The organism is Reyranella sp. (genome assembly GCF_050185545.1).
Taxonomy (GTDB): domain Bacteria; phylum Pseudomonadota; class Alphaproteobacteria; order Reyranellales; family Reyranellaceae; genus Reyranella.
In genome coordinates this window covers 7,515-25,738 of the sequence record NZ_JBFWZI010000058.1, presented here as the reverse complement: position 1 = coordinate 25,738, position 18,224 = coordinate 7,515, and the positions used below count along the sequence as shown (strand labels likewise).

Annotated in this window: 17 protein-coding genes and 1 pseudogene; 8 read left to right on the top strand and 10 right to left on the bottom strand. The window is 67.0% G+C overall.

What is annotated here, in order from left to right:
* The first annotated feature begins 3 nt into the window (after positions 1-3).
* The 4 genes and pseudogenes from AB7O82_RS17420 (at position 4) to AB7O82_RS17405 (ending at position 3,078) form a co-directional block, all read left to right on the top strand.
* Positions 4-1,107: a tetratricopeptide repeat protein gene (locus AB7O82_RS17420; protein WP_428619856.1), complete on the top strand. Its 1,104-nt coding sequence runs from the start codon at positions 4-6 to the stop codon at positions 1,105-1,107.
* Between the two features lie 281 nt (positions 1,108-1,388).
* Positions 1,389-1,754: pseudogene (locus AB7O82_RS17415) on the top strand (putative toxin-antitoxin system toxin component, PIN family); the annotation flags it as partial.
* Positions 1,751-1,999 (top strand): pilus assembly protein HicB, encoded by a 249-nt coding sequence (locus AB7O82_RS17410; RefSeq protein ID WP_428543135.1) that lies wholly within the window; start codon positions 1,751-1,753, stop codon positions 1,997-1,999. The pseudogene AB7O82_RS17415 and the gene AB7O82_RS17410, both read left to right, overlap by 4 nt.
* Before the next feature lie 107 nt (positions 2,000-2,106).
* On the top strand, positions 2,107-3,078 hold the full coding sequence (locus AB7O82_RS17405) for an SDR family NAD(P)-dependent oxidoreductase (RefSeq protein ID WP_428543137.1): 972 nt from the start codon (positions 2,107-2,109) through the stop codon (positions 3,076-3,078).
* 335 nt (positions 3,079-3,413) lie between these two features.
* Here the strand turns inward: AB7O82_RS17405 and AB7O82_RS17400 are convergent, their stop codons facing one another.
* From AB7O82_RS17400 to AB7O82_RS17390, 3 genes are all read right to left on the bottom strand, one after another.
* Positions 3,414-4,289, bottom strand: a complete 876-nt coding sequence (locus tag AB7O82_RS17400; protein WP_428543139.1) for an MBL fold metallo-hydrolase — start codon at positions 4,287-4,289, stop codon at positions 3,414-3,416.
* Positions 4,290-4,456: 167 nt separating this feature from the next.
* Entirely contained in the window at positions 4,457-5,695 is a 1,239-nt protein-coding gene (locus AB7O82_RS17395; RefSeq protein ID WP_428543141.1) for an amidohydrolase family protein, read from the bottom strand.
* Between the two features lie 106 nt (positions 5,696-5,801).
* On the bottom strand, positions 5,802-7,019 hold the full coding sequence (locus AB7O82_RS17390) for an acyl-CoA dehydrogenase family protein (protein WP_428543143.1): 1,218 nt from the start codon (positions 7,017-7,019) through the stop codon (positions 5,802-5,804).
* Between the two features lie 464 nt (positions 7,020-7,483).
* Here AB7O82_RS17390 and AB7O82_RS17385 point away from each other — a divergent pair, with 464 nt between their 5' ends.
* Positions 7,484-8,083, top strand: a complete 600-nt coding sequence (locus AB7O82_RS17385) for an FMN-dependent NADH-azoreductase (RefSeq protein ID WP_428543145.1) — start codon at positions 7,484-7,486, stop codon at positions 8,081-8,083.
* 88 nt (positions 8,084-8,171) lie between these two features.
* On the opposite strand, the gene AB7O82_RS17380 is transcribed toward AB7O82_RS17385, so the two are convergent.
* The 6 genes from AB7O82_RS17380 to AB7O82_RS17355 form a co-directional block, all read right to left on the bottom strand.
* The gene (locus tag AB7O82_RS17380) at positions 8,172-9,068 is read right to left on the bottom strand and encodes a LysR family transcriptional regulator (RefSeq protein WP_428543147.1); all 897 of its coding nucleotides are present in this window, start codon (positions 9,066-9,068) and stop codon (positions 8,172-8,174) included.
* A 74-nt stretch (positions 9,069-9,142) separates the two neighbouring features.
* Positions 9,143-9,445 carry a cytochrome o ubiquinol oxidase subunit IV gene (gene cyoD / locus AB7O82_RS17375; protein WP_428543149.1) on the bottom strand — a complete coding sequence of 101 codons (303 nt, stop codon included), beginning with the start codon at positions 9,443-9,445 and terminating at the stop codon, positions 9,143-9,145.
* The gene (gene cyoC / locus AB7O82_RS17370; RefSeq protein ID WP_428619854.1) at positions 9,445-10,056 is read right to left on the bottom strand and encodes a cytochrome o ubiquinol oxidase subunit III; all 612 of its coding nucleotides are present in this window, start codon (positions 10,054-10,056) and stop codon (positions 9,445-9,447) included. Before cyoC ends, cyoD begins: the two co-directional genes overlap by 1 nt.
* Positions 10,053-12,026 (bottom strand): cytochrome o ubiquinol oxidase subunit I, encoded by a 1,974-nt coding sequence (gene cyoB / locus AB7O82_RS17365; protein ID WP_428619853.1) that lies wholly within the window; start codon positions 12,024-12,026, stop codon positions 10,053-10,055. The genes cyoC and cyoB overlap by 4 nt, the downstream gene beginning before the upstream one ends.
* A 3-nt stretch (positions 12,027-12,029) precedes the next feature.
* Entirely contained in the window at positions 12,030-12,920 is an 891-nt protein-coding gene (cyoA, locus tag AB7O82_RS17360) for a ubiquinol oxidase subunit II (protein WP_428543155.1), read from the bottom strand.
* A 261-nt stretch (positions 12,921-13,181) separates the two neighbouring features.
* On the bottom strand, positions 13,182-14,333 hold the full coding sequence (locus AB7O82_RS17355; RefSeq protein WP_428543157.1) for a S1 family peptidase: 1,152 nt from the start codon (positions 14,331-14,333) through the stop codon (positions 13,182-13,184).
* A 223-nt stretch (positions 14,334-14,556) separates the two neighbouring features.
* Here AB7O82_RS17355 and AB7O82_RS17350 point away from each other — a divergent pair, with 223 nt between their 5' ends.
* From AB7O82_RS17350 to AB7O82_RS17340, 3 genes are all read left to right on the top strand, one after another.
* A complete protein-coding gene (locus AB7O82_RS17350) occupies positions 14,557-15,000 on the top strand; it encodes a VOC family protein (protein ID WP_428543159.1) in 444 nt (147 codons plus the stop codon).
* 212 nt (positions 15,001-15,212) lie between these two features.
* Positions 15,213-16,436 carry an acyl-CoA dehydrogenase family protein gene (locus tag AB7O82_RS17345; protein ID WP_428543161.1) on the top strand — a complete coding sequence of 408 codons (1,224 nt, stop codon included), beginning with the start codon at positions 15,213-15,215 and terminating at the stop codon, positions 16,434-16,436.
* Positions 16,437-16,594: 158 nt separating this feature from the next.
* On the top strand, positions 16,595-17,764 hold the full coding sequence (locus AB7O82_RS17340) for an acetyl-CoA acetyltransferase (RefSeq protein WP_428543163.1): 1,170 nt from the start codon (positions 16,595-16,597) through the stop codon (positions 17,762-17,764).
* On the opposite strand, the gene AB7O82_RS17335 is transcribed toward AB7O82_RS17340, so the two are convergent.
* Complete coding sequence (locus tag AB7O82_RS17335) at positions 17,739-17,924, bottom strand: hypothetical protein (protein WP_428543165.1); 186 nt, start codon at positions 17,922-17,924, stop codon at positions 17,739-17,741. The two genes, AB7O82_RS17340 and AB7O82_RS17335, sit on opposite strands and share 26 nt — an antisense overlap.
* Positions 17,925-18,224: the final 300 nt, after the last annotated feature.

Below are 18,224 nucleotides of genomic sequence, written 5' to 3'. Positions count from 1 at the left end.
GCCATGGCAATCCGCGCTTCCGTCCAAAGCCTGCCGGAGCCCGGTCACGCGATCCTGCGCATCGGCGACCTGGACGCCGCGCCGCAGGGCCTGGCGCTGTCGATCCAGCGCCAGCAGGGCCCGGACAACCATCTCGGCGACGACGGCTGGCGGCGCACCGAGGCATGGCTGCAGCCCGAACATGTCCAGCGCCGGGGCCAGATCCTGGAGTTCCATCTCGGCCCCGAGATCTGCGATCGCCTGGCCGGCATCGCCACCGTGAGGCTGCGGGTCAGGGAGCCCGACATTGGTGTCGTCGCCACCACCGTGGTCGCCTGGCCGGCGATGCTGACCTCGGGCGCCGTCGACCCGACGAGCAAGCCGGGCGACGAAGTCTTTCACTTTCGCGGCAGGCCGGCGGCGCCGCCTCCCGAGCCGGAGCCGGAGCCCGAGCCCGAACTGCCGCCGCCTCCTCCGCCACCGCCCCGGCCGGAGTTGCGCGCCTCACGCGCCTTCGATCCGGAACCACCACCGCCGTCCGGCCGAACCGGCTGGCTGATCGCCGCCGTGGTCGCGGTGCTGCTCGCGGGTGGCGGCTACTACGTCTACACCAATCACATCGCGCCGCCGCCCGACGACGGCCCGGTGGCCGCGGCGCCGACGGCCCCGGCGCCGACCGTGCCGATGGCACCGGGCACCCCGCCCAAGAAGTCGGTGCGCGAGGTCGTGGGCGAATTCTTCTCGACCCGGCCGACGTCCGAGGCGATGCTCGCCAAGGCACGCAACTATGCCAAGTCCGGCGACACGGCCGCAGCCTTCCTGGTGTTCCGGCGCGCCGCCGAGAGCGGCAGTGCGCCGGCGCAACTCGAGCTCGCGACGTTCTACGACCCGCTGGTGAGTCCGTCGAAAGGCGGCTTCACGCCCGACGGCGCACGCGCCGCCGAGTGGTACGAGCGCGCCGCGCTGGCCGGCCTGCCCGAGGCGCAGCGTCGCCTCGGCCTGCTGCTCGCCAAGGGCGGCGCCGGCCTCGGCGCCGATCCCGGTCGGGCGAAGAGCTGGTTGCAGCAGGCGGCGGCACAGAACGACGCCGAGGCCAAGAAGGCGCTGGACGCGTTGCCGAAACAGTAGCTCGGGTGCCTCCGACCTCCCCCTAAGAGCCCCTAAGAGGGTGCGCCCGTTTTCGAAAGGTCGTGGAGCGTCTGGGATGAATGTCCCCGGGCGGAAACTGCGACGAAAGTCGGAGCCTGTTTTGTCTTCGAGTCAGCAGGTTGGCATAGCGCTCGTGAGCATGCGAAACGTCGAGGTCTCACGTAACGACTGTCTCGAGTTGACAAGGTCTCACGCGCGGCTTTCTTTGAAGCGAAGGTAGCGCCAGTACCACTGAGAGTGAGAGCGCACGGAGCCGGGCAAGTGCGTCAAACGCAGTCCTGCGTCTCGTCGCAGAAGGGCGCATCGTGGCACTAGCAACGACTGCGCTGTTCTTGGAGTACGAGGACGTCTTGGGACGACCCGAGCAGCGGGCGGTGCACGGGCTGAATGGACGACAGATCGAGCAGGTTCTGTCGGCGCTGGCGAGCGCCATCGAACCGGTGACGGTCCACATCGAGTGGCGACCGCAACTGCGGGATCTGTCCGGCGAAATGGTTCTGGAAGCAGCGGTAAACGGACGGGCGAATGCCGTTGTGACATTTAACGCGAGTGATTTCGTTCCAGCCGGTCGTTCTGGCATTCTTGTTCTGCGGCCGGCCGATGTACTCGACAAGGTGCGAACATGAGCAAGGCTACCTATCCGCTTAAGCTTCCGGTATCGATCAAGAACGCAGCCGCGAGGCTCGCAAAAGAAGACGGCGTGTCACTGAACCAGTGGATCGCGTCAGCCGTCGCCGAAAAGGTCGGCGCCGTGGAAACTGCGGCGGAATTCTTCAAGCGACGCGCCGGCAAGGCAAAGTCCAGCGATCTGCTGTGGTTCCTCGATCACGCTCCGGCCAAGCCTCCGACGCACGGCGACGAGAAGGAGTGAACTGATATCGCTCGGACGATGCCAGAGCGCCATCCGCGTGGCGAAGACCCAGCATCTCCTGCCAAGATCGCCGCTCAACTCGCTTTCGAAGCATGGGGAGGAATCCGATGAAAGAGTTCTCCGGCAGGATTGCCGTCGTTACCGGTGGCGGCTCGGGAATGGGACGTGAGCTGGTGCGTCTGCTGGTGGCCGAGGGCTGTCACGTCGCCATGTGCGACGTCTCGATGCGCGGCATGGCGGAGACGCGGCGACTGTGCGAAGCGGCCGGGTTGCCGCAAGGCCTGCGCGTCACCGCGCATCTCGCCGACGTCTCCAGGGAGGCCGACGTGATGCGCTTTCGCGACGAGGCCGCAAAGGAGCACGCGACCGACCGCCTCCATCTGCTGTTCAACAATGCCGGGATCGGCGGCGGCGGCAGCATGATCGTCAACGATCGCGCGGAGTGGGAACGCACCTTCGACGTCTGCTGGGGCGGCGTCTACCTTGCCACCCGCGCCTTCCTGCCCCTGCTGCAGGCGGCGGACGAGGCGCACATCGTCAACACCAGCAGCATGAACGGCTTCTGGGCCTCGATTGGCCCCGGCGCGCCGCACACGGCCTATTCGGCGGCGAAATTCGCGGTGAAAGGGTTCAGCGAAGCCCTGATGACCGATCTCCGACTGAATGCGCCGCACATAAAGGTCTCGGTGGTCATGCCCGGACATATCGGCACCGGCTTTCGCACCAACTCACTCAAGGTCCAGACTGGCAACGATTCGGATGAGCTGGATGCCCGGCAGATCGCCCAGGCGCGAGCGCGGCTCACCTCGATGGGCAAGGACGCGTCGGCGCTGTCGGACGAGGAGATCAAGTCCATGCTCGCCGAGCGTGCCCGGCGCTTTCTGAGCGATGCGCCCACCAGCGCCGCCGAGGCGGCGACGATCATCCTGGAAGGGGTCAAGGCGGGCCGCTGGCGCATCCTGGTCGGATCGGATGCAGAACTGATGGACCGGATGGTGCGCGACGACCCCGAGCACGCTTACGAGGAACAGTTCTTCGCCCGCTTCGTCGCCGAGGCCGGCTGGCATCCGGGACGCTAGTCATCTCCTCCCCAGCTTCGCTGCTACAGAGCGGACACATCTTACGGGTTCCTCCCCCGACTTCGGGGGTATTTCGGGGGTGCTGCCCCCGATGGGCGCGGCGGGGTCAGGATCTTCCGGCCCGCGGGCGTCCCGCCCGATCTTCTCTTGAGCGGGCGAGACGCCCGCGGTCCGCATGATATGACTCATGACCCCTCCGTCCGCGAAGACGCAGACACCTCCCCAGCAAAGCCGGGGAGGAGATGCAAAATGGCGTTCGAGACATTCGCCCACCTCGGCCGTGCTTCCGTTATCGCACTGCCCTGCCGCCATGCCGGCATGGCGACTCCGCGTCTTCAGGTTTTTGCGTATTCCAGGCGGAAGCCGTCACCCCAGCGCTTGATATGGCCAACCGAGGGCGACGGGAAGTGCATCGTGCAGCACAGCGTGTCGGTGTCGCAGTAGCGCTCCAGGAAATTCCGGCGCGTCCGTACAGCCTGGTCGCGGTCGGTGTCGACGCGCATGACCAGCTCGGGATAGCGGGCCTGGATCGGCGAATGGATCAGATCGCCGGTGAACACCGCGGCGTCGGAGCCCTTGCCGGCGCAGACCGCGAAATGGTCGGGCGTGTGGCCAGGGGTCGGACTCAATCGGATATGGTCGTTGAGCGCATGATCGCTGGTGACCAGTTCGGCCCGATTGGCCTCGATGATCGGCAGCACGCTGTCGCTGATCTGGTCGAGCGGCGTCTTCTGATGGATCTCGCTCCAGTAGGTGTACTCTTTCCTCGAGAACAGGTAGCGCGCCTTCGGAAAGGTCGGGACCCAGCGGCCGTTCTCCAGTCGCGTGTTCCAGCCGACGTGATCGCCGTGCAGATGCGTGCACATCACGAAATCGATGTCCTCGACCCCGAGGCCCGCAGCCTTCAGCGCAGTCATCCAGTTGGGATCGCTCTTCTTGTTCCAGGCCGGCCGCAGCGGGAAGTTCTTGTCGTTGCCGATGCAGCTGTCGACCAGGATGTTATGGTGCGGCGTCTTGACGACATACGACTGGAAGCACAACACGACGTTCCCGGTCGCGCTGTCATAGCCTCCGGGCGCCAGCCAGTCGAGGTTCTCGCCGAGGGTTTCTTTCGACAATGTCGGCAGGAAGTCGAGCATCGGCGTGAAGCCGCTCTCCTGCTCCACGATCCGGTGGACGGTCATGTCGTTGACTGAAAAGCTCGTGCGCATCGCTGGCGTCTCCTCACGTTGGCTATTCGATCTCGGGGCTATCCGATCTTTGCCGCGCCATCGTAACTCAGCCTGGAGCCGATGACGAACGGCGCCTCCGGACGACCCGCGCCCTTCTCGAGGATACGAGGCGCCTGCCGGAATAATGGCGCGGCCACGCCTGCCGCTCAGATCAGCCGCTTGTGGAACTGGCCGGCCTTCATGATCACGGGCAGCGTGGTGCCGTCGCGGCCAAGCACACGCACGTCGTCGAGCGGGTCGCCGTCGACCATCAGAATGTCGGCATGCGCACCGGGCGCGATCACACCGAGACGCCCCTTCTCCATCAGGATCTCGGCCGCCACGCTGGTAGCCGAGAGCAGCACGTCGAAGGACGGCAGCACGTCGGCACGCAGGCCGAACTCGATACACTGCCGCTGCTGGTGCGCGCCCAACAGATCGGTGCCGAAGCCCATCTTCACGCCTGCCCGCTTCATGATGGCAAGCCCGCGCAACATGGCCTCCAGGCAGCCGGCCAGCTTCCGCTGGCTGGCCTCGGGGAAGCCGAAGGCCGGCCCGTCGGCGTTCAGCGCATGCACGACGGCGAGCGTCGGCACGGCATAGGTGCCATTGTGCGCCATCACGGTCGCGGTCTCCTCGCTGATGAAGGTCGCGTGCTCGATGCAGCGGACGCCGAGCTCCGAGCAGCGGCGGATCGCGGCGTCGGGGTGGCAATGGGCGAAGACATAGAGATCGCGCATGCGCGCCTCCTCGACGGCGGCCAGGATCTCGGCATCGGTGTACTGCATCTTGTCGATCGGGTCGGTCGGGCTCGCCACGCCGCCCGAGCACATCAGCTTCACCTGTCGCGCGCCCCGCCGGAACTCCTCGCGCACCGCCTTGCGCACCCCATCCGCGCCGTCGGCGATCGACGTGAAGCGCGACTGGCGCGGCGGGCAGCAGACGCAACCGCCGAAATCCTGCACCAGCAGGCCGCGCATGTCGCCATGGCCACCGGTCTGCGAGATCAGCCGGCCGGAGTGGAAAAAGCGCGGCGCCTTGATGAACCCCTGCTCGATGGCGAGCGCATAGGCCGCATCCGTGCCGCCGGCGTCGCGCAGGGTGGTGAAACCACGATCCAGGCTGCCGAGCAGCGAGCTGGCGGCAAAAAGCGCAACGTACTCGGCGGGGTATTCCACCAGCCTGCTTACGTTCAGCTCGGCCGCCCAGACATGCACGTGCAGGTCGATCAGGCCGGGCATCAGCACCGCGCCCTTGCAGTCGACGACCTCGTCGCCCGACTGGGCCGCATTGCCCTCGCCGATCGAGGCGATGAGGCCGTCCTCGACCCGCACGGTCCTTCCGGTGTGCAGCACCGGCGCCACGCCGTCGAAGACCCGCGCATTGATGAAGCTGATGGCGGCCATGATGTACTCCTTCGGAGAAGGATCATGGCAGCAGCGGTGCGGCGATCAAAGCTTCAGCAGCCAGGCCTCGAACTTGCGTTTGCTCTTGATCACATCGCGAGCCGTCCTAGCGCAGCCGCGGGCCGGGATCGAGCCCGAGGAACGCGCGGCCGCCGATCGGATACCACTCCGGAGCGAGCGTCGCCGCCTGGCCGACCACCTGCAGGTCGCGCCACACTTCGGCCAGGCGACTCTCGGTCTTGAACGAGGTGCTGCCGCCATGCCGGAACATCAGGTCCATCGCCTGGCGTGCGCAGTCGCCCGCGTGCACCGCGGCGAGCCGGCAGCGCGCGCGCTGCTCGAGCGTGGTCTCCCGGCCGTCGGCGAGCGTATTCCACAGCTCGGCGATCATCGCATTGCGATAGATGCGTCCGGAATTGAGGATCGCATCGGCGCGCCCGATCGCGTCCTGCACCTGCGGATTGTCGCACAGCCGGCCCGTGCGGCCGCGCGGCGTCTTCTCGCCGGCAAGCTCGACGAGCGCGTTGATGCCGGCGCGCGCCAGCCCGGTGATAACCGCGCATTGGTGCGGTCCGACCCAGGCCGGTGCCGGCAGGGCGTAAGTGATGCCCGGCCAATGCCCCCACTGGTTGTCGAGCGGCACGCCGGCATGGATCATCGTGCGCCGCTCCGGCAGGAAGAAATCCTTCACCGTCCAATCGAAGCTCCCGGTGCCGCGCAGCCCGCTCACCTCCCAGCTGCCGGGAATGACCTCGACCTCGGGGCGCGGGAACAGGCCGCGCCAGAACATGCCGCCGTCGTCGCGGCGGCGCGGCTCACCGTCGTCGAGAATCTGGAAGCTGCCGAGCATCCAGGCGGCTTCATGGCAGCCGCTGCCGAAAGTCCAGCGCCCACTGACACGATAGCCGCCCTGGACCGGCACCGCCTGGCCGCCGCCCTGCACCGCAGTACCGGCAATCACGGTGCGATGGCCCTTCGGATAGATCTCCTGCACGCCGTCGTCCGGAAGGCCGAGCGTCACCAGCGAGCCGACGCCGTTGTTCGCGACGTTCCAGCCGACCGAACCCGCGCCTTCGGCAAGGAGCTCGACGACGCGGATGTAGGTCAACGGGTCGGCCTGCAGGCCGCCGAGCGACCGCGGCAGCAGGAGGCGGTAGAAGCCCGCCGCGTGCATCTGCTCGACCAGGTCGGGTGACAGCCGCTGCTCGCGCTCGATCTCGTCGTGGTAGCGCCGCAATGTCGGCTTGAGTGCAGCGGCCGCCTGCACCACCGGTTGGGCATCGATGTCGAGTGGCAAACGGCGGTCTTCGACGATGTTCTGCATCGGCCCCTCCTGTTGCCCCGGGTCGCGACGGGCGCGCTTTGCTCCATGAAAGGCGCTGGGCACAACCGTCCACGGCCACCTGGTCATCGGCCGTAAGGGCCATGCCGGCTTCGGAAGCCCGGTCTGATCTGTCCTCACACTCTGCGCACCTGCCCAGTCACGTCCTTGCTGTGATCCGGCCCAGATAGTCGGCGCGATACCGCTTTTGCGCAACAGGGATCAGGAGGCGTCGTGACGTGGCGCAAAAAGACAAACGTGGCATGCTCGCGAACCGGACCGTCCGGTATTGCCCGACGGTGAAATAGCCGGAACGTGTCGTGTGGCCTTTCGGAATACCCTGTGCCGGCCACTATTCGGCAAAGCCGCAGAACCCATTCGCATCATTCCGACTTATTCCAGGATGTCGATCCGCCCATCTTCGCTCTGTTCGCAACCCGTCCAACCGTCACGTCCCGGAGCCCGTCATGAGCAACGTCCTTCTGATCCATTCCAGCGTCTTCGGCGAGGGCTCCCAGTCACTGGGCCTGGCGCGCGATTTCCTGAAGCGCTATCCACATTGTTCGGTCGTCGAGCGGGCGCTGACGCCGCAGACCATGCCCCATCTCGACGGCGCGACCTTCGCCGCCATGGGCGCCCCCACCGGCGCCGCCCTGTCCGACGAGCTGATCGCCGAGCTCGAGGCCGCCGACACGATCGTGCTCGCGGTGCCCATGTACAATTTTTCGATCCCCTCCACCCTGAAGGCCTGGATCGACCATGTGGCGCGTCGCGGCCGCACTTTCCGCTATACCGAGAAAGGGCCCGAGGGGCTGCTCAAGGACAAGAAGGTGTATGTCCTGGTGGCGCGCGGCGGTCTCTACAGCAAGGGGGCACCGGCCGCCGCCTTCGACTTCCAGGAGCCCTATCTCAGGACCGTGCTGGGATTTGTGGGCCTGACCGACGTGACCTTCGTCCATCTCGAAGGCCTGGCCATGGGGCCGGAGGCCGCCAACGCCAATCGTGACAAGGCGCTGGCCGAGATCGAACGGCTGACCGGCGGCACGATCGCGTTCGCCGCCGGCTGATCTGGACCGCATTCCGTCCGGCTGCGATCAGGCGGACGGAATGCGTCCCGTGGTGAACCTGCCACGTCTTGTTCGACAACAAGGGCGATCAACGGTCGCGCTTGCGCAGGAAATCGATCAGCACCTTGAGCGCCGGGCGAACCTGTCGGCGACTGGGATAGTAGAGAAAGAAGCCCGCCAGCGGCGGCGGCTGGCAATCGTCGAGCACGGTCACGAGCCGCTTGGCCGCGAGCTCACGCTCGACCGCGCTGCGCGGCATCTGCAGCAGTCCCGCGCCTTCGACAACGGCCTGGATGGCCATCCGGTCGTCGTTGACGACGATGCGTCCCTCAACCGGGACCTCGACGACGCGGCGGCCCAACCGGTAGCGCCACGATATGAGGGCACCGCTGCCGAAGCGGATCCGGATGCAGTCGTGTTTGGCGAGCTCGTGCGGCGTCCGCGGCTTGCCGTGGCGCGCGATGTAGGACGGCGCCGCGACCGTGACGGCAGGAACTTCGTCGCTGATGCGCACGGCAATCATGTCGCGCTCCAGTCGGTCGGCATGGCGGATGCCGGCATCGAAACGGCCGGCCACGATGTCGACAAGGCCGCTGTCGGCGGCGATCTCCACGCTGATTTCCGGGTAGGCGATCAGAAAGCGGCTGATGGCGGGAATCAGCCCCAGATAGGCGACGGGCGGCGCGACGGTGAGGCGCAAGACGCCGGCGGGCTTCTCGCGAAAGTCGTTCACGAGGTCGAGCGCGGCACGATAGTCGTCGAGCACCGGCCGCAGCCGCGCCAGCAGGCGCTCCCCCGCGACGGTCGGCGCCACCGAGCGGGTCGTGCGCTCGATCAGGCGCACGCCCAATCGCTCCTCGAGCTGGCGCACCATTTCACTGACGCGCGGCGGCGACAGGTTGAGCTGCCTGGCAGCCTTGCTGAAACTCTTCTGCTCGAGGACGACAATGAAGGCGTTCGTCTCGGCCAGGCTCGGCTCGACCATCGGTTCTCCCCATGTTCGGAAATCCCGAACAGATGGTAGAGACTATTCCAATATGGGGCAGCGCACCCGACAGGTCAGAGCGCCATCCGCATGTGCAGATCGAGCATCACCCAGATGCTGCCGCCGACCATCAGGAAGATCAGCACGGCCGTGAAGGCGACGGCGAACAGGTTCTCGCGCGCGCTCCGGGCAAAGCTCAGGTGCAGGAAATAGCGCAGGTGCACCAGGATCTGCAGCACCGCGGCGGCGGCGATGATCAGGATGGTCTGCGTCCTGGTCATCGACTGGGTAGCGACCAGGGCGAACGGGATCGCCGTCAGGATGACGGCGAGCACGAAGCCCACGATGTAGCTCGAGCGCGTGCCGTGGCTTTCCATCACAAGAGCCCCGGAAGGTAGACGACGGAGAAGATGCCGACCCAGGCGATGTCGAGGAAGTGCCAGAACAGGCCGAGGCGGAACAGGCGCGAGGTCACCGGCAGGCTGAGGCCCTTCGCCATGATCTGGCCGATCATGATCACGATCCAGACCAGGCCGGTGCTGACATGCACGCCGTGGGTGCCGACCAGGGTGAAGAAAGCCGACAGGAAGCCGCTGCGGTCGGGACCGGCGCCGGCATTGATCAGGCCGAGGAACTCGCGCACCTCGAGGAAGACGAAGCCGGCGCCCAGCACGAAGGTGAGGACGAGCCAGCCCAGCACGGCGCCGCGGTTGCCGTCGCGCGAGGCGAGCGAGGCGAAGCCGAAGGTCGTGCTGCTGACCAGCAGCAGGGCGGTCTCGTAGGCGGCGTTGGACAGGCTGAACAGGGACTTGCCGGTCGGCCCGCCGTCGGTGTTGCCCACCATGATGCCGTAGGTCATGAACAGGAGCGCGAAGATGCAGGCATCGCTCATCAGGTAGAGCCAGAAGCCCAGCGTGCGTTGCGCGTGGGTCTCGGCGGCCGCCGACCCGCCGCCATGCGCCGCCATCGTGCCGGCCCGTGTGTTCATGCCCGGCTGCCCAGGGCGCGGTAGCGCGCCTCCTCGATGCGCGCCACCTCGCCGGCGCTGAGGCGATATTCCTGGTCGTCGTCGGACGAGCGCACGATCATGGTCACCCACATGACCACGGCGCACGCCACGACCAGCCACCAGATGTGCCAGACCATGGCGAAGCCCAGCACGAAGGCCAGGGCACCCATGATGACGCCGACCGCCGAGCTCTTCGGCATCTCGATGTCCTCGTACTTCGCGGGCTTCTGCCAGGCCACACCGCGCTCCTTCATGTCGAGCAGCGGCTCGCGGTCGGCGACCTGCGGCAGGATGGCGAAATTGTAGGGCGGCGGCGGCGAGGCGGTCGCCCATTCGAGCGTGCGGCCGTCATAGGGATCGCCGGTGACGTCGGCGTCGCGCCGGCGGTCGCGGAAGGTCGCCAGCACCTGCAGGGCGAGGCAGGCGATGCCGATCAGGATCAGGAAGGCGCCGGCGGCGGCGATCATCAGCCAGGGCGCCCACGCCGGGTCGTTGTACTGCTCCATGCGTCGCGGCATGCCCATGAAGCCCAGCACGTAGAGCGGCATGAAGGCGAGGTAGAAGCCGATGATCCAGCACCAGAAGGCGCGCACGCCCCACGGCTCGTTGATCTTGAAGCCGAACGCCTTGGGGAACCAGTACATGTAGCCGGCGAGGTAGCCGAACAGCACGCCCGGGATGATCATGTTGTGGAAGTGCGCGACCAGGAAGGTCGTGTTGTGCATCAGGAAGTCGGCCGGCGGCATCGCCAGCAGCACGCCGGTCATGCCGCCGATCACGAAGGTGACGATGAAGCCTATCGTGAACAGCATCGACGGGTGGAAGCTGATGCGGCCGCGATACATGGTGAGCAGCCAGTTGAACACCTTCACGCCGGTCGGCACGGCGATCACCATGGTGGTGATGCCGAAGAAGGCGTTGACCGTGGCGGACGAGCCCATGGTGAAGAAATGGTGCAGCCAGACGGTGAACGACAGGATGCCGATCGCCGCCGTGGCGTAGACCAGCGATTCGTAGCCGAACAGCCGCTTGCGCGAGAAGGTCGAGACGACCTCGGAGAACACGCCGAACGCCGGCAGGATCAGGATGTAGACCTCCGGATGGCCCCAGATCCAGAACAGGTTGACGTAGTTCATCATGTTGCCGCCGTGGTCGTTCGTGAAGAAATGCATGCCGAGCAGGCGATCGAGCGCCAGCAGGCCGCAGGCCACGGTGAGGGCGGGGAAGGCGAAGATCATCAGCACGCTGGTGACCAGCGCGGTCCAGGTGAACGGCGTCATGCGCATCAGGCTCATGCCCGGAGCGCGGCGCTTCAGGATGGTGACGACGAAATTAATGCCCGACAGGGTCGAGCCGATGCCGCTGATCAGCAGCGCCCAGATCCAGTAATCGACGCCGACGCCCGGGTTGTACTGGATGCCCGAATAGGGCGGGTAGCCGGTCCAGCCGGCGGTCGAGAACTTGCCGATCACCAGCGAGACCATGACCAGCCCCGCACCCGCCGCGCTCAGCCAGAGGCTCAGCGAGTTGAGGAACGGGAAGGCGACGTCGCGGGTGCCGATCTGCAGCGGCATGGCGAGATTGACCAGGCCGGTCATGAACGGCATCGCCATGAAGAAGATCATGATCGTGCCATGCGAGCTGAAGATCTGGTCGAAATGCTCGGGCGGCAGGTAGCCGCCGGAATTGAGCGCCATCGCCTGCTGGGCGCGCATCATGATGGCGTCGACGAAGCCGCGCAGCAGCATGATCAGCGCCAGCACGATGTACATGACGCCGATGCGCTTGTGGTCGACGCTGGTCAGCCATTCGGTCCACAGGTACTTCCAGGCGCGCAGCCAGGTGATGACCAGAACGACCAGCGCCGCACCGCCCACCGTGACCAGGGCGCCGCCGGCGGCGATGGCGCTGTAGAGCGGCAGGGCGTCGATCGTGAGCTTGCCGAACATCCTCTATCTCCGGGCCGGCGCCTGGCCAGTGGCGGCTGGAACCTGGTGGGCGTGCGTGTACTTGGCGACGATCGAATCGAAGAGGTGCGGCTCGACCGCCGAGTAGTAGGTGAACGGCACGTTGCGGCTGCGCACCGCGAGCCGGGCGTAGGTCGGCGGATCGAGCTTGTCCGGCGCCTGCTTCGCCTTGGCGACCCAGGCATCGAACTCGCCTGGCGGGCTCGCCAGGACCTCGAAGAACTGATCGGAGAAGCCGCCGCCGCTATATTGCGTGTTGCGGCCGACGAACTTGCCGGGCTGGCTGGCCAGCATTTGCAGGCGGGTCTGCATGCCGGCCATGGCGTAGATCTGCCCGGCCAGCGCCGGCACGTAGAACGAGTTCATCACCGTGTCGGAGGTGATGCGGAGGCTGACCGGACGGCCGGTGGGGATCGCCATCTGGTTCACCGACGCGACGCCCTGCTCGGGATAGATGAACAGCCACTTCCAATCCTGCCCCACGACCTGAATGTCGAGCGGCGGCAGGTCCGAAGCGATCGGCCGATAGGGATCGAGCCTGTGCGTGCTGCGCCACACCAGGACGGCGACGGCAATGACGATGGCCGCCGGGATAAGCCAGACGATGCTGTCGACCAGCGTCGATTCGGACCATTTCGGCTCGTAGCGCGCCGCCCGGTTGGAAGCCCGGTAGCGCCAGGCGAACCAGAACGCGAGCAGGATCACCGGCACGATCACCAGCATCATGACGCTGAAGGCGTCGAACAGCAGGCCGCGCTCGGCGTCGGCGATCGGACCCTTGGGATTGAGCACGACCATGCGATCGCAGCCGCCGGCCAGCAGGGCCATGGCAATGGCCGACGCCCAGCGCCGGCCTGTCCTCGCTACCTCTGTCACTCCCCCGCTCTCACCTGTTGTTGAGCAGCGACCCTAGAGTGAGGCTAGATGTTGTGTCGGGCAACGAATCTTTTTGTTACCGACTCATTTGGAACGCGGGCGTCCCGCCCGCTCATGAATCATGCTCTTCCGGACCGCGGGCGTCCCGCCCGCTCATGAATCATGGCCTTCCGGGCCGCGCGTGTCTCACTCGCTCATGAATCTGAGCGGGCGGGACGCCCGCGGTCCATAAGAGACGCCCGCGGTCCGGAGGACCAAGAATCAAATGCAGGCGTCGGCGCGCCAGTCGACCGGCTTGCTGGCCGCGCGCAGGAAGGCCGCCAGCCACGATCCGCCTAGCGCATAGTTGGCCTTGGTGGCCTGCTGGTTGGTCGCGATGAAGGTGTTGATGCCGACCGCGCGGCCGCACGCATCGACCAGCGGCCCGCCCGAGTTGCCGGCCGAGATGTCGGCGGAGTGCAGGATGATGGGCGCATTGCGCTCCTTGTTCTGCACCGCGCTCACCGTTCCCTTGGTCAGCACGACCTGGGGCGAGGCCTTGAGATCGCCGGCCGCCAGGCGCCGCAGGTTGCGGTCCTGGGCGATGGCGATGGCCGGATAGCCCGCCGCCACGACCTCGCTCAGCGCCGACGGCTCGGCCGCGATCGGCAGCGGTCGCGCGGTGCCGGGCGGCACATCGACCTGGATCACCGCGAAATCCGCCTGGGTAGCTTGGCCGGGCTGCGACGTCGCCACCACCCTGCCGAGGTAGCCCGTCTTGAGATGCTTGCTCAGCACCAGCGCCTCGCCGCCTGGTACCGTGCGCCCGATCACGTGGCGATTGGTGATCACGAGGTTCGGCGCGACGAAGAAGCCGGCGCCGCTGTCGCCGCGCTCGGACACCACCAGCACAGTGGCCTGCTCGAGAGCGGCCGCGAGATCGCCGGCGGTCATCTTGCCGGCCTTGGCCGCGCTCGCCGGGGCGGCTGTCGGCACGACGGCGGCGCGGGGGGCGGGGCCGCCACCCGGGACGGCCTCCGACTTACGCTCCGGCAGCGCACCGGGCGGGGCCGGCGTGCTGCCAGGCGGCGCCTTGCCGGCCGGATCCTTGCCCAGGGGATCCTTGATCGTGCAGACATCGGCGCGCAGCCGCTCCTTCAACAGCGCGATCTGATCCTCGATCTGCTTGTTGGCGGCCTTCTGCTTCTCGATCTGCTCCTCCATCGCCTTCACCTGGGCGGCATCCGGGCCGGGCGGTGCCGGCGGCGGCGGCGGCGCAGGCAGCTGGACCGCCACGTTCACGATCGGCCGGTAGAACAGGTACCAGCCAAGGGCGAGGCCGGCGGCGATGAGCAGGAAGCCGCCGACCAGGGCGCCCAGGATGAGCGGCCAGCGCGGCTTCGAGGGTTCGTTCGTCGGTTGGTTCTCAGCCATGGGAGGAAAGTTGGGCTCCGCAGAGGAGGTCCAGTCAATACCCTCGGGACGGCGGAATTTGGGCGGGCCGAGGGCTGCAGGGCGATGCCACCGCTTTGACGCTACCCCGGCGGCGACCTATCGTTCACGGCACGCGCAGCATCGTTCGCCGCACAGGCAGCATCGTTCGACGCACGAGCAACATGGCCGCACGAGCAACATGGCTACACGAGGGAGGTCCCGCATGAGCTTCATCCGTCGCATGGATCACTTCACGATCGTCACCGACAAGCCGGAGCAGACCAAGGAGTTCTATGGCGCGCTCGGCCTGCATCCGGGCGCCCGCCCGAACTTCCAGGTTCCGGGCTACTGGCTCTATGCCGCCGAAGGCAAGCCCATCCTCCACGTCATCGAGGTCAAGCAGATGCCGAACCCGGTGCGCGGCGGGCTCGATCACATGGCCTTCCGCGGCGAGAACCTCGGCGGCGTGCTTGCCCATCTCGACAAGACGCAGGTCAAGTACCGCCTGCGCCGCGCCCCCGAGCCGTTCCGCACCTGGCAGCTGTTCTGCTTCGATCCCAACGGCATCGAGGTCGAGATGGATTTCGATCCCGCGGAGCCTGGCCCCGCGGATGTCGAGGACGCCGGCCAGATGTCCGAGACCGCCCGCCGCATGGCACCGGCCTAGCCAATAATTCTCCCCAGCTATGCTGGGGAGGTGTCGCCGTCATACGGCGACGGAGGGGTCATGAATCATGGGACCGCGGGCGTCCCGCCCACTCATGATGATGAGCGGGCGGGACGCCCGCGGTCCGGAAGACCATGACCCCTCCGTCGGCGAAGAGGCCGACACCTCTTCAGCGGAGCTGGGGAGGACAAAGAAGAGCGCGCGTGCGAATCATGAGCAGCATTACCGAACAGGCGCGAGCGCCCGCCATGCCGGCGATGTCGACGCCGACCGCGGACGACTACATCGAGCGCGTTCGCGCGCTGGCGCCGCTGTTCGCGGCGGCGCGCGACTACGAGGAGGACGCGCGCGAGCTCGATCCGAAGCTGGTATCCGGCATGCATGCGGCCGGGTTGTTCCGCATGCTGCTGCCGCGCTGGCTGAACGGCGGCGCGCTCGATGCGCTCGCCTACACCCGCGTGGTCGAGGAGATCGCCCGGTTCGATGCCAGCGCCGCCTGGTGCGTCAACCAGGGCTCGGGCTGCTCGATGGCGGCGGGTTACCTCGACCGCGAGACGGCGCGCGAGATCTTCCGCGACCCCGACGGCGTGCTGGCCTGGGGACCCAGCCCCGGCGCCAAGGCCATCGCCGCCGACGGCGGCTACATCGTCAACTACAGCGGCGCCTTCGCCAGCGGCAGCCGCCACGCGACGTGGCTCGGCGCCCATTGCCTGGTGCTCGAGGCGGACGGCAGCCCGCGCCTCGCCGCCAACAAGCGGCCGGAGCTGCGCGCCATGCTGTTTCCCAAGTCGCAGGCCGACGTGAAGGACGTCTGGCACGTCGTCGGTCTGCGCGGCACGGGCAGCGATTCGTTCGTCGTCAAGGACCTGTTCGTTCCCGCCCGGCACAGCTTCCTGCGCGACGACGAGGCGACGCGCCTCGATCCCAGCCCGCACTACCGCTACACCAGCACCATGGTCTACTCGTCGGGCTTCGCCCATGTGGCGCTGGGCATCGCCCGCGCCGTGATGGACGAGTTCGTGACCCTCGCCACCCACAAGACGCCGCGCGACTACCGCAACACGTTGCGCGAAAGCGCGCTCGTCCAGGCCGATTTCGGGCAGGCCGAGGCCAGGTGGAACGCCGCTCGCCACTACCTGCGCGCCACCATCGCCGATGCCTGGCGCGAGATCGACAAGGGTGGACGCCCGACCGAGGGGCAGCGCGTCGCCATCCGGCTCGCCGCCACCCACGCGATCCACTCGGCCAAGGACGTGGTCGACAGCCTGTACGACGCGGCGGGCGCGAACGCCATCATGGAGGCCGGACCGTTCGAGCGGCGGTTTCGCGACATCCATGCGGTCACCCAGCAGCTGCAGGGTCGCAAGTCCCATTTCGAGGCCGTGGGCAAGTTCCTGCTCGGCGTGCCGATCGACCTGGACAGGGCGCAGATCTAGCGGTCGCAATCCGACGGGCGCGCTCCCGGTCCCAGGCAGCAGCGAGAAATCCGTCAACTCCCCCTCGACATTGGTGTATATGCACCTAATATCGAAGGTCTCGACCGGCCGTGCCCGTGCGCCTAGGGTCGGCGGCAGCAACAGCGAAGGAGAGTTCCATGACGGCCTGCATCGTCGGATGGTCGCACGGCAAGTTCGGCAAGCTGGACGGCGAGACCAGCGAGTCGCTGATCGTCAAGGCGGCAAGCGAGGCGATCGCCCATGCCGGCATCGAGCCGAAGGACGTCGATGTCATCTATGTCGGCAACATGAACGGCGGCTTCGTGCGCCAGGAGTTCCATTCATCGCTGCCGCTGCAGACCCATCCCGACCTGCGCTTCAAACCGTCGACCCGGGTCGAGAACGCCTGCGCCACCGGCTCGGCCGCGATCCACATGGGACTCAACAGCCTGGCCGCCGGCAAGGCGCGCTTCGTGCTGGTGGTCGGGGTCGAGAAGATGACCGAGCTCAACTCCGCCCAGGCGGGCGAGGTGCTGATCAAGGCGTCCTACGTTGCCGAGGAAGCCAGCATCGAGGCCGGTTTCGCCGGTATCTTCGGCAAGATCACCTCGGCCTACTTCCAGCGCTACGGCGACAAGTCGGACGCGCTCGCCAAGATCGCGGTCAAGGCGCACAGGAACGGCGCCAGGAATCCGTTCGCGCACTTCCAGAAGGAGTTCGCCTACGAGTTCTGCCGCACCCCGTCAGACAAGAACCCGTTCGTCGCCGGCCCGCTCAAGCGCACCGACTGCTCGCCGGTCACGGACGGCGCGGCCGCCGTGGTGCTGGCCGACGTCGGGACGGCGCTCGGCATGAAGCAGGCGATCGCCTTCCGCGCCGCCGAGCACGTCAATGATTTCCTGCCGATGAGCCGGCGCGACATCATCAAGTTCGAGGGCCCGCAGCTCGCCTGGAGGAAGGCGCTGGCGGAGGCGCGGCTCGACCTGCTCGACCTCTCCTTCGTCGAGAGCCACGACTGCTTCACCTCGGCCGAGCTGATCGAGTACGAGGCGATGGGCCTCACCGCGCCGGGCGAGGGCGAGCGGGCGATCCACGAAGGCTGGGTCGAGCGCGACGGCAAGCTGCCGGTCAACGTCTCGGGCGGGCTGAAGGCCAAGGGCCATCCGGTCGGCGCCACCGGCGTGTCGATGCACGTGATGACGGCGATGCAGCTCTCCGGCACCGCGCCGGGTGCGCTGCAATTGCCGAAGGCGAAGCTCGGCGGCGTCTTCAACATGGGCGGCGCAGCGGTGGCGAACTACGTCAGCATCCTCGAGCCGCTGCGTTAGTTAACGGCGTCATCCGCCCGCGACAGGCGGCGAACTCGATGCCGGATAAGGTTGGCTTGTCGACAGCCATCCAAACGAGCATGGTGCCGAACACTGCGCTTCGTTGGCGCAAGTCGTCTATCCACCAGTCGTTCTGCCATTCCTCGTAGCCGAACAGCATGCCTTCCAGCCGCTCGTAGTGCTCGTTCCAGCCGGACTTGGCAGAAGTCTGCGTGGCTGCATAGGAGCGCAGGAAGCACAACGCCCGAGCAATGCCAAGGCGTTCTGTGAACAGCGTTCGAGAAGCCCCATTTGGAACCTATGGGACGTCATGATCTTGCCACAGAAGACGCAATCCATGTACCGCTAGGACACGTGGCGAGTGCGCTCGAGTGGCGGCGGCCCACGAACCCTTGGGCTTGCCGAAGGAAGGACCGCCGCTGCATCCTCACGTACGCCATTGCCGACGGCGGAGGGGGAA

Coding starts and splice junctions, on each gene's coding strand:
- AB7O82_RS17420 (WP_428619856.1), top strand. CDS start 4: ATGGCAATCCGCGCTTCCGTCCAAAGCCTGCCGGAGCCCGGTCACGCG.
- AB7O82_RS17410 (WP_428543135.1), top strand. CDS start 1,751: ATGAGCAAGGCTACCTATCCGCTTAAGCTTCCGGTATCGATCAAGAAC.
- AB7O82_RS17405 (WP_428543137.1), top strand. CDS start 2,107: ATGAAAGAGTTCTCCGGCAGGATTGCCGTCGTTACCGGTGGCGGCTCG.
- AB7O82_RS17400 (WP_428543139.1), bottom strand. CDS start 4,289: ATGCGCACGAGCTTTTCAGTCAACGACATGACCGTCCACCGGATCGTG.
- AB7O82_RS17395 (WP_428543141.1), bottom strand. CDS start 5,695: ATGGCCGCCATCAGCTTCATCAATGCGCGGGTCTTCGACGGCGTGGCG.
- AB7O82_RS17390 (WP_428543143.1), bottom strand. CDS start 7,019: ATGCAGAACATCGTCGAAGACCGCCGTTTGCCACTCGACATCGATGCC.
- AB7O82_RS17385 (WP_428543145.1), top strand. CDS start 7,484: ATGAGCAACGTCCTTCTGATCCATTCCAGCGTCTTCGGCGAGGGCTCC.
- AB7O82_RS17380 (WP_428543147.1), bottom strand. CDS start 9,068: ATGGTCGAGCCGAGCCTGGCCGAGACGAACGCCTTCATTGTCGTCCTC.
- cyoD (WP_428543149.1), bottom strand. CDS start 9,445: ATGGAAAGCCACGGCACGCGCTCGAGCTACATCGTGGGCTTCGTGCTC.
- cyoC (WP_428619854.1), bottom strand. CDS start 10,056: ATGAACACACGGGCCGGCACGATGGCGGCGCATGGCGGCGGGTCGGCG.
- cyoB (WP_428619853.1), bottom strand. CDS start 12,026: ATGTTCGGCAAGCTCACGATCGACGCCCTGCCGCTCTACAGCGCCATC.
- AB7O82_RS17355 (WP_428543157.1), bottom strand. CDS start 14,333: ATGGCTGAGAACCAACCGACGAACGAACCCTCGAAGCCGCGCTGGCCG.
- AB7O82_RS17350 (WP_428543159.1), top strand. CDS start 14,557: ATGAGCTTCATCCGTCGCATGGATCACTTCACGATCGTCACCGACAAG.
- AB7O82_RS17345 (WP_428543161.1), top strand. CDS start 15,213: ATGAGCAGCATTACCGAACAGGCGCGAGCGCCCGCCATGCCGGCGATG.
- AB7O82_RS17340 (WP_428543163.1), top strand. CDS start 16,595: ATGACGGCCTGCATCGTCGGATGGTCGCACGGCAAGTTCGGCAAGCTG.
- AB7O82_RS17335 (WP_428543165.1), bottom strand. CDS start 17,924: ATGCTGTTCGGCTACGAGGAATGGCAGAACGACTGGTGGATAGACGAC.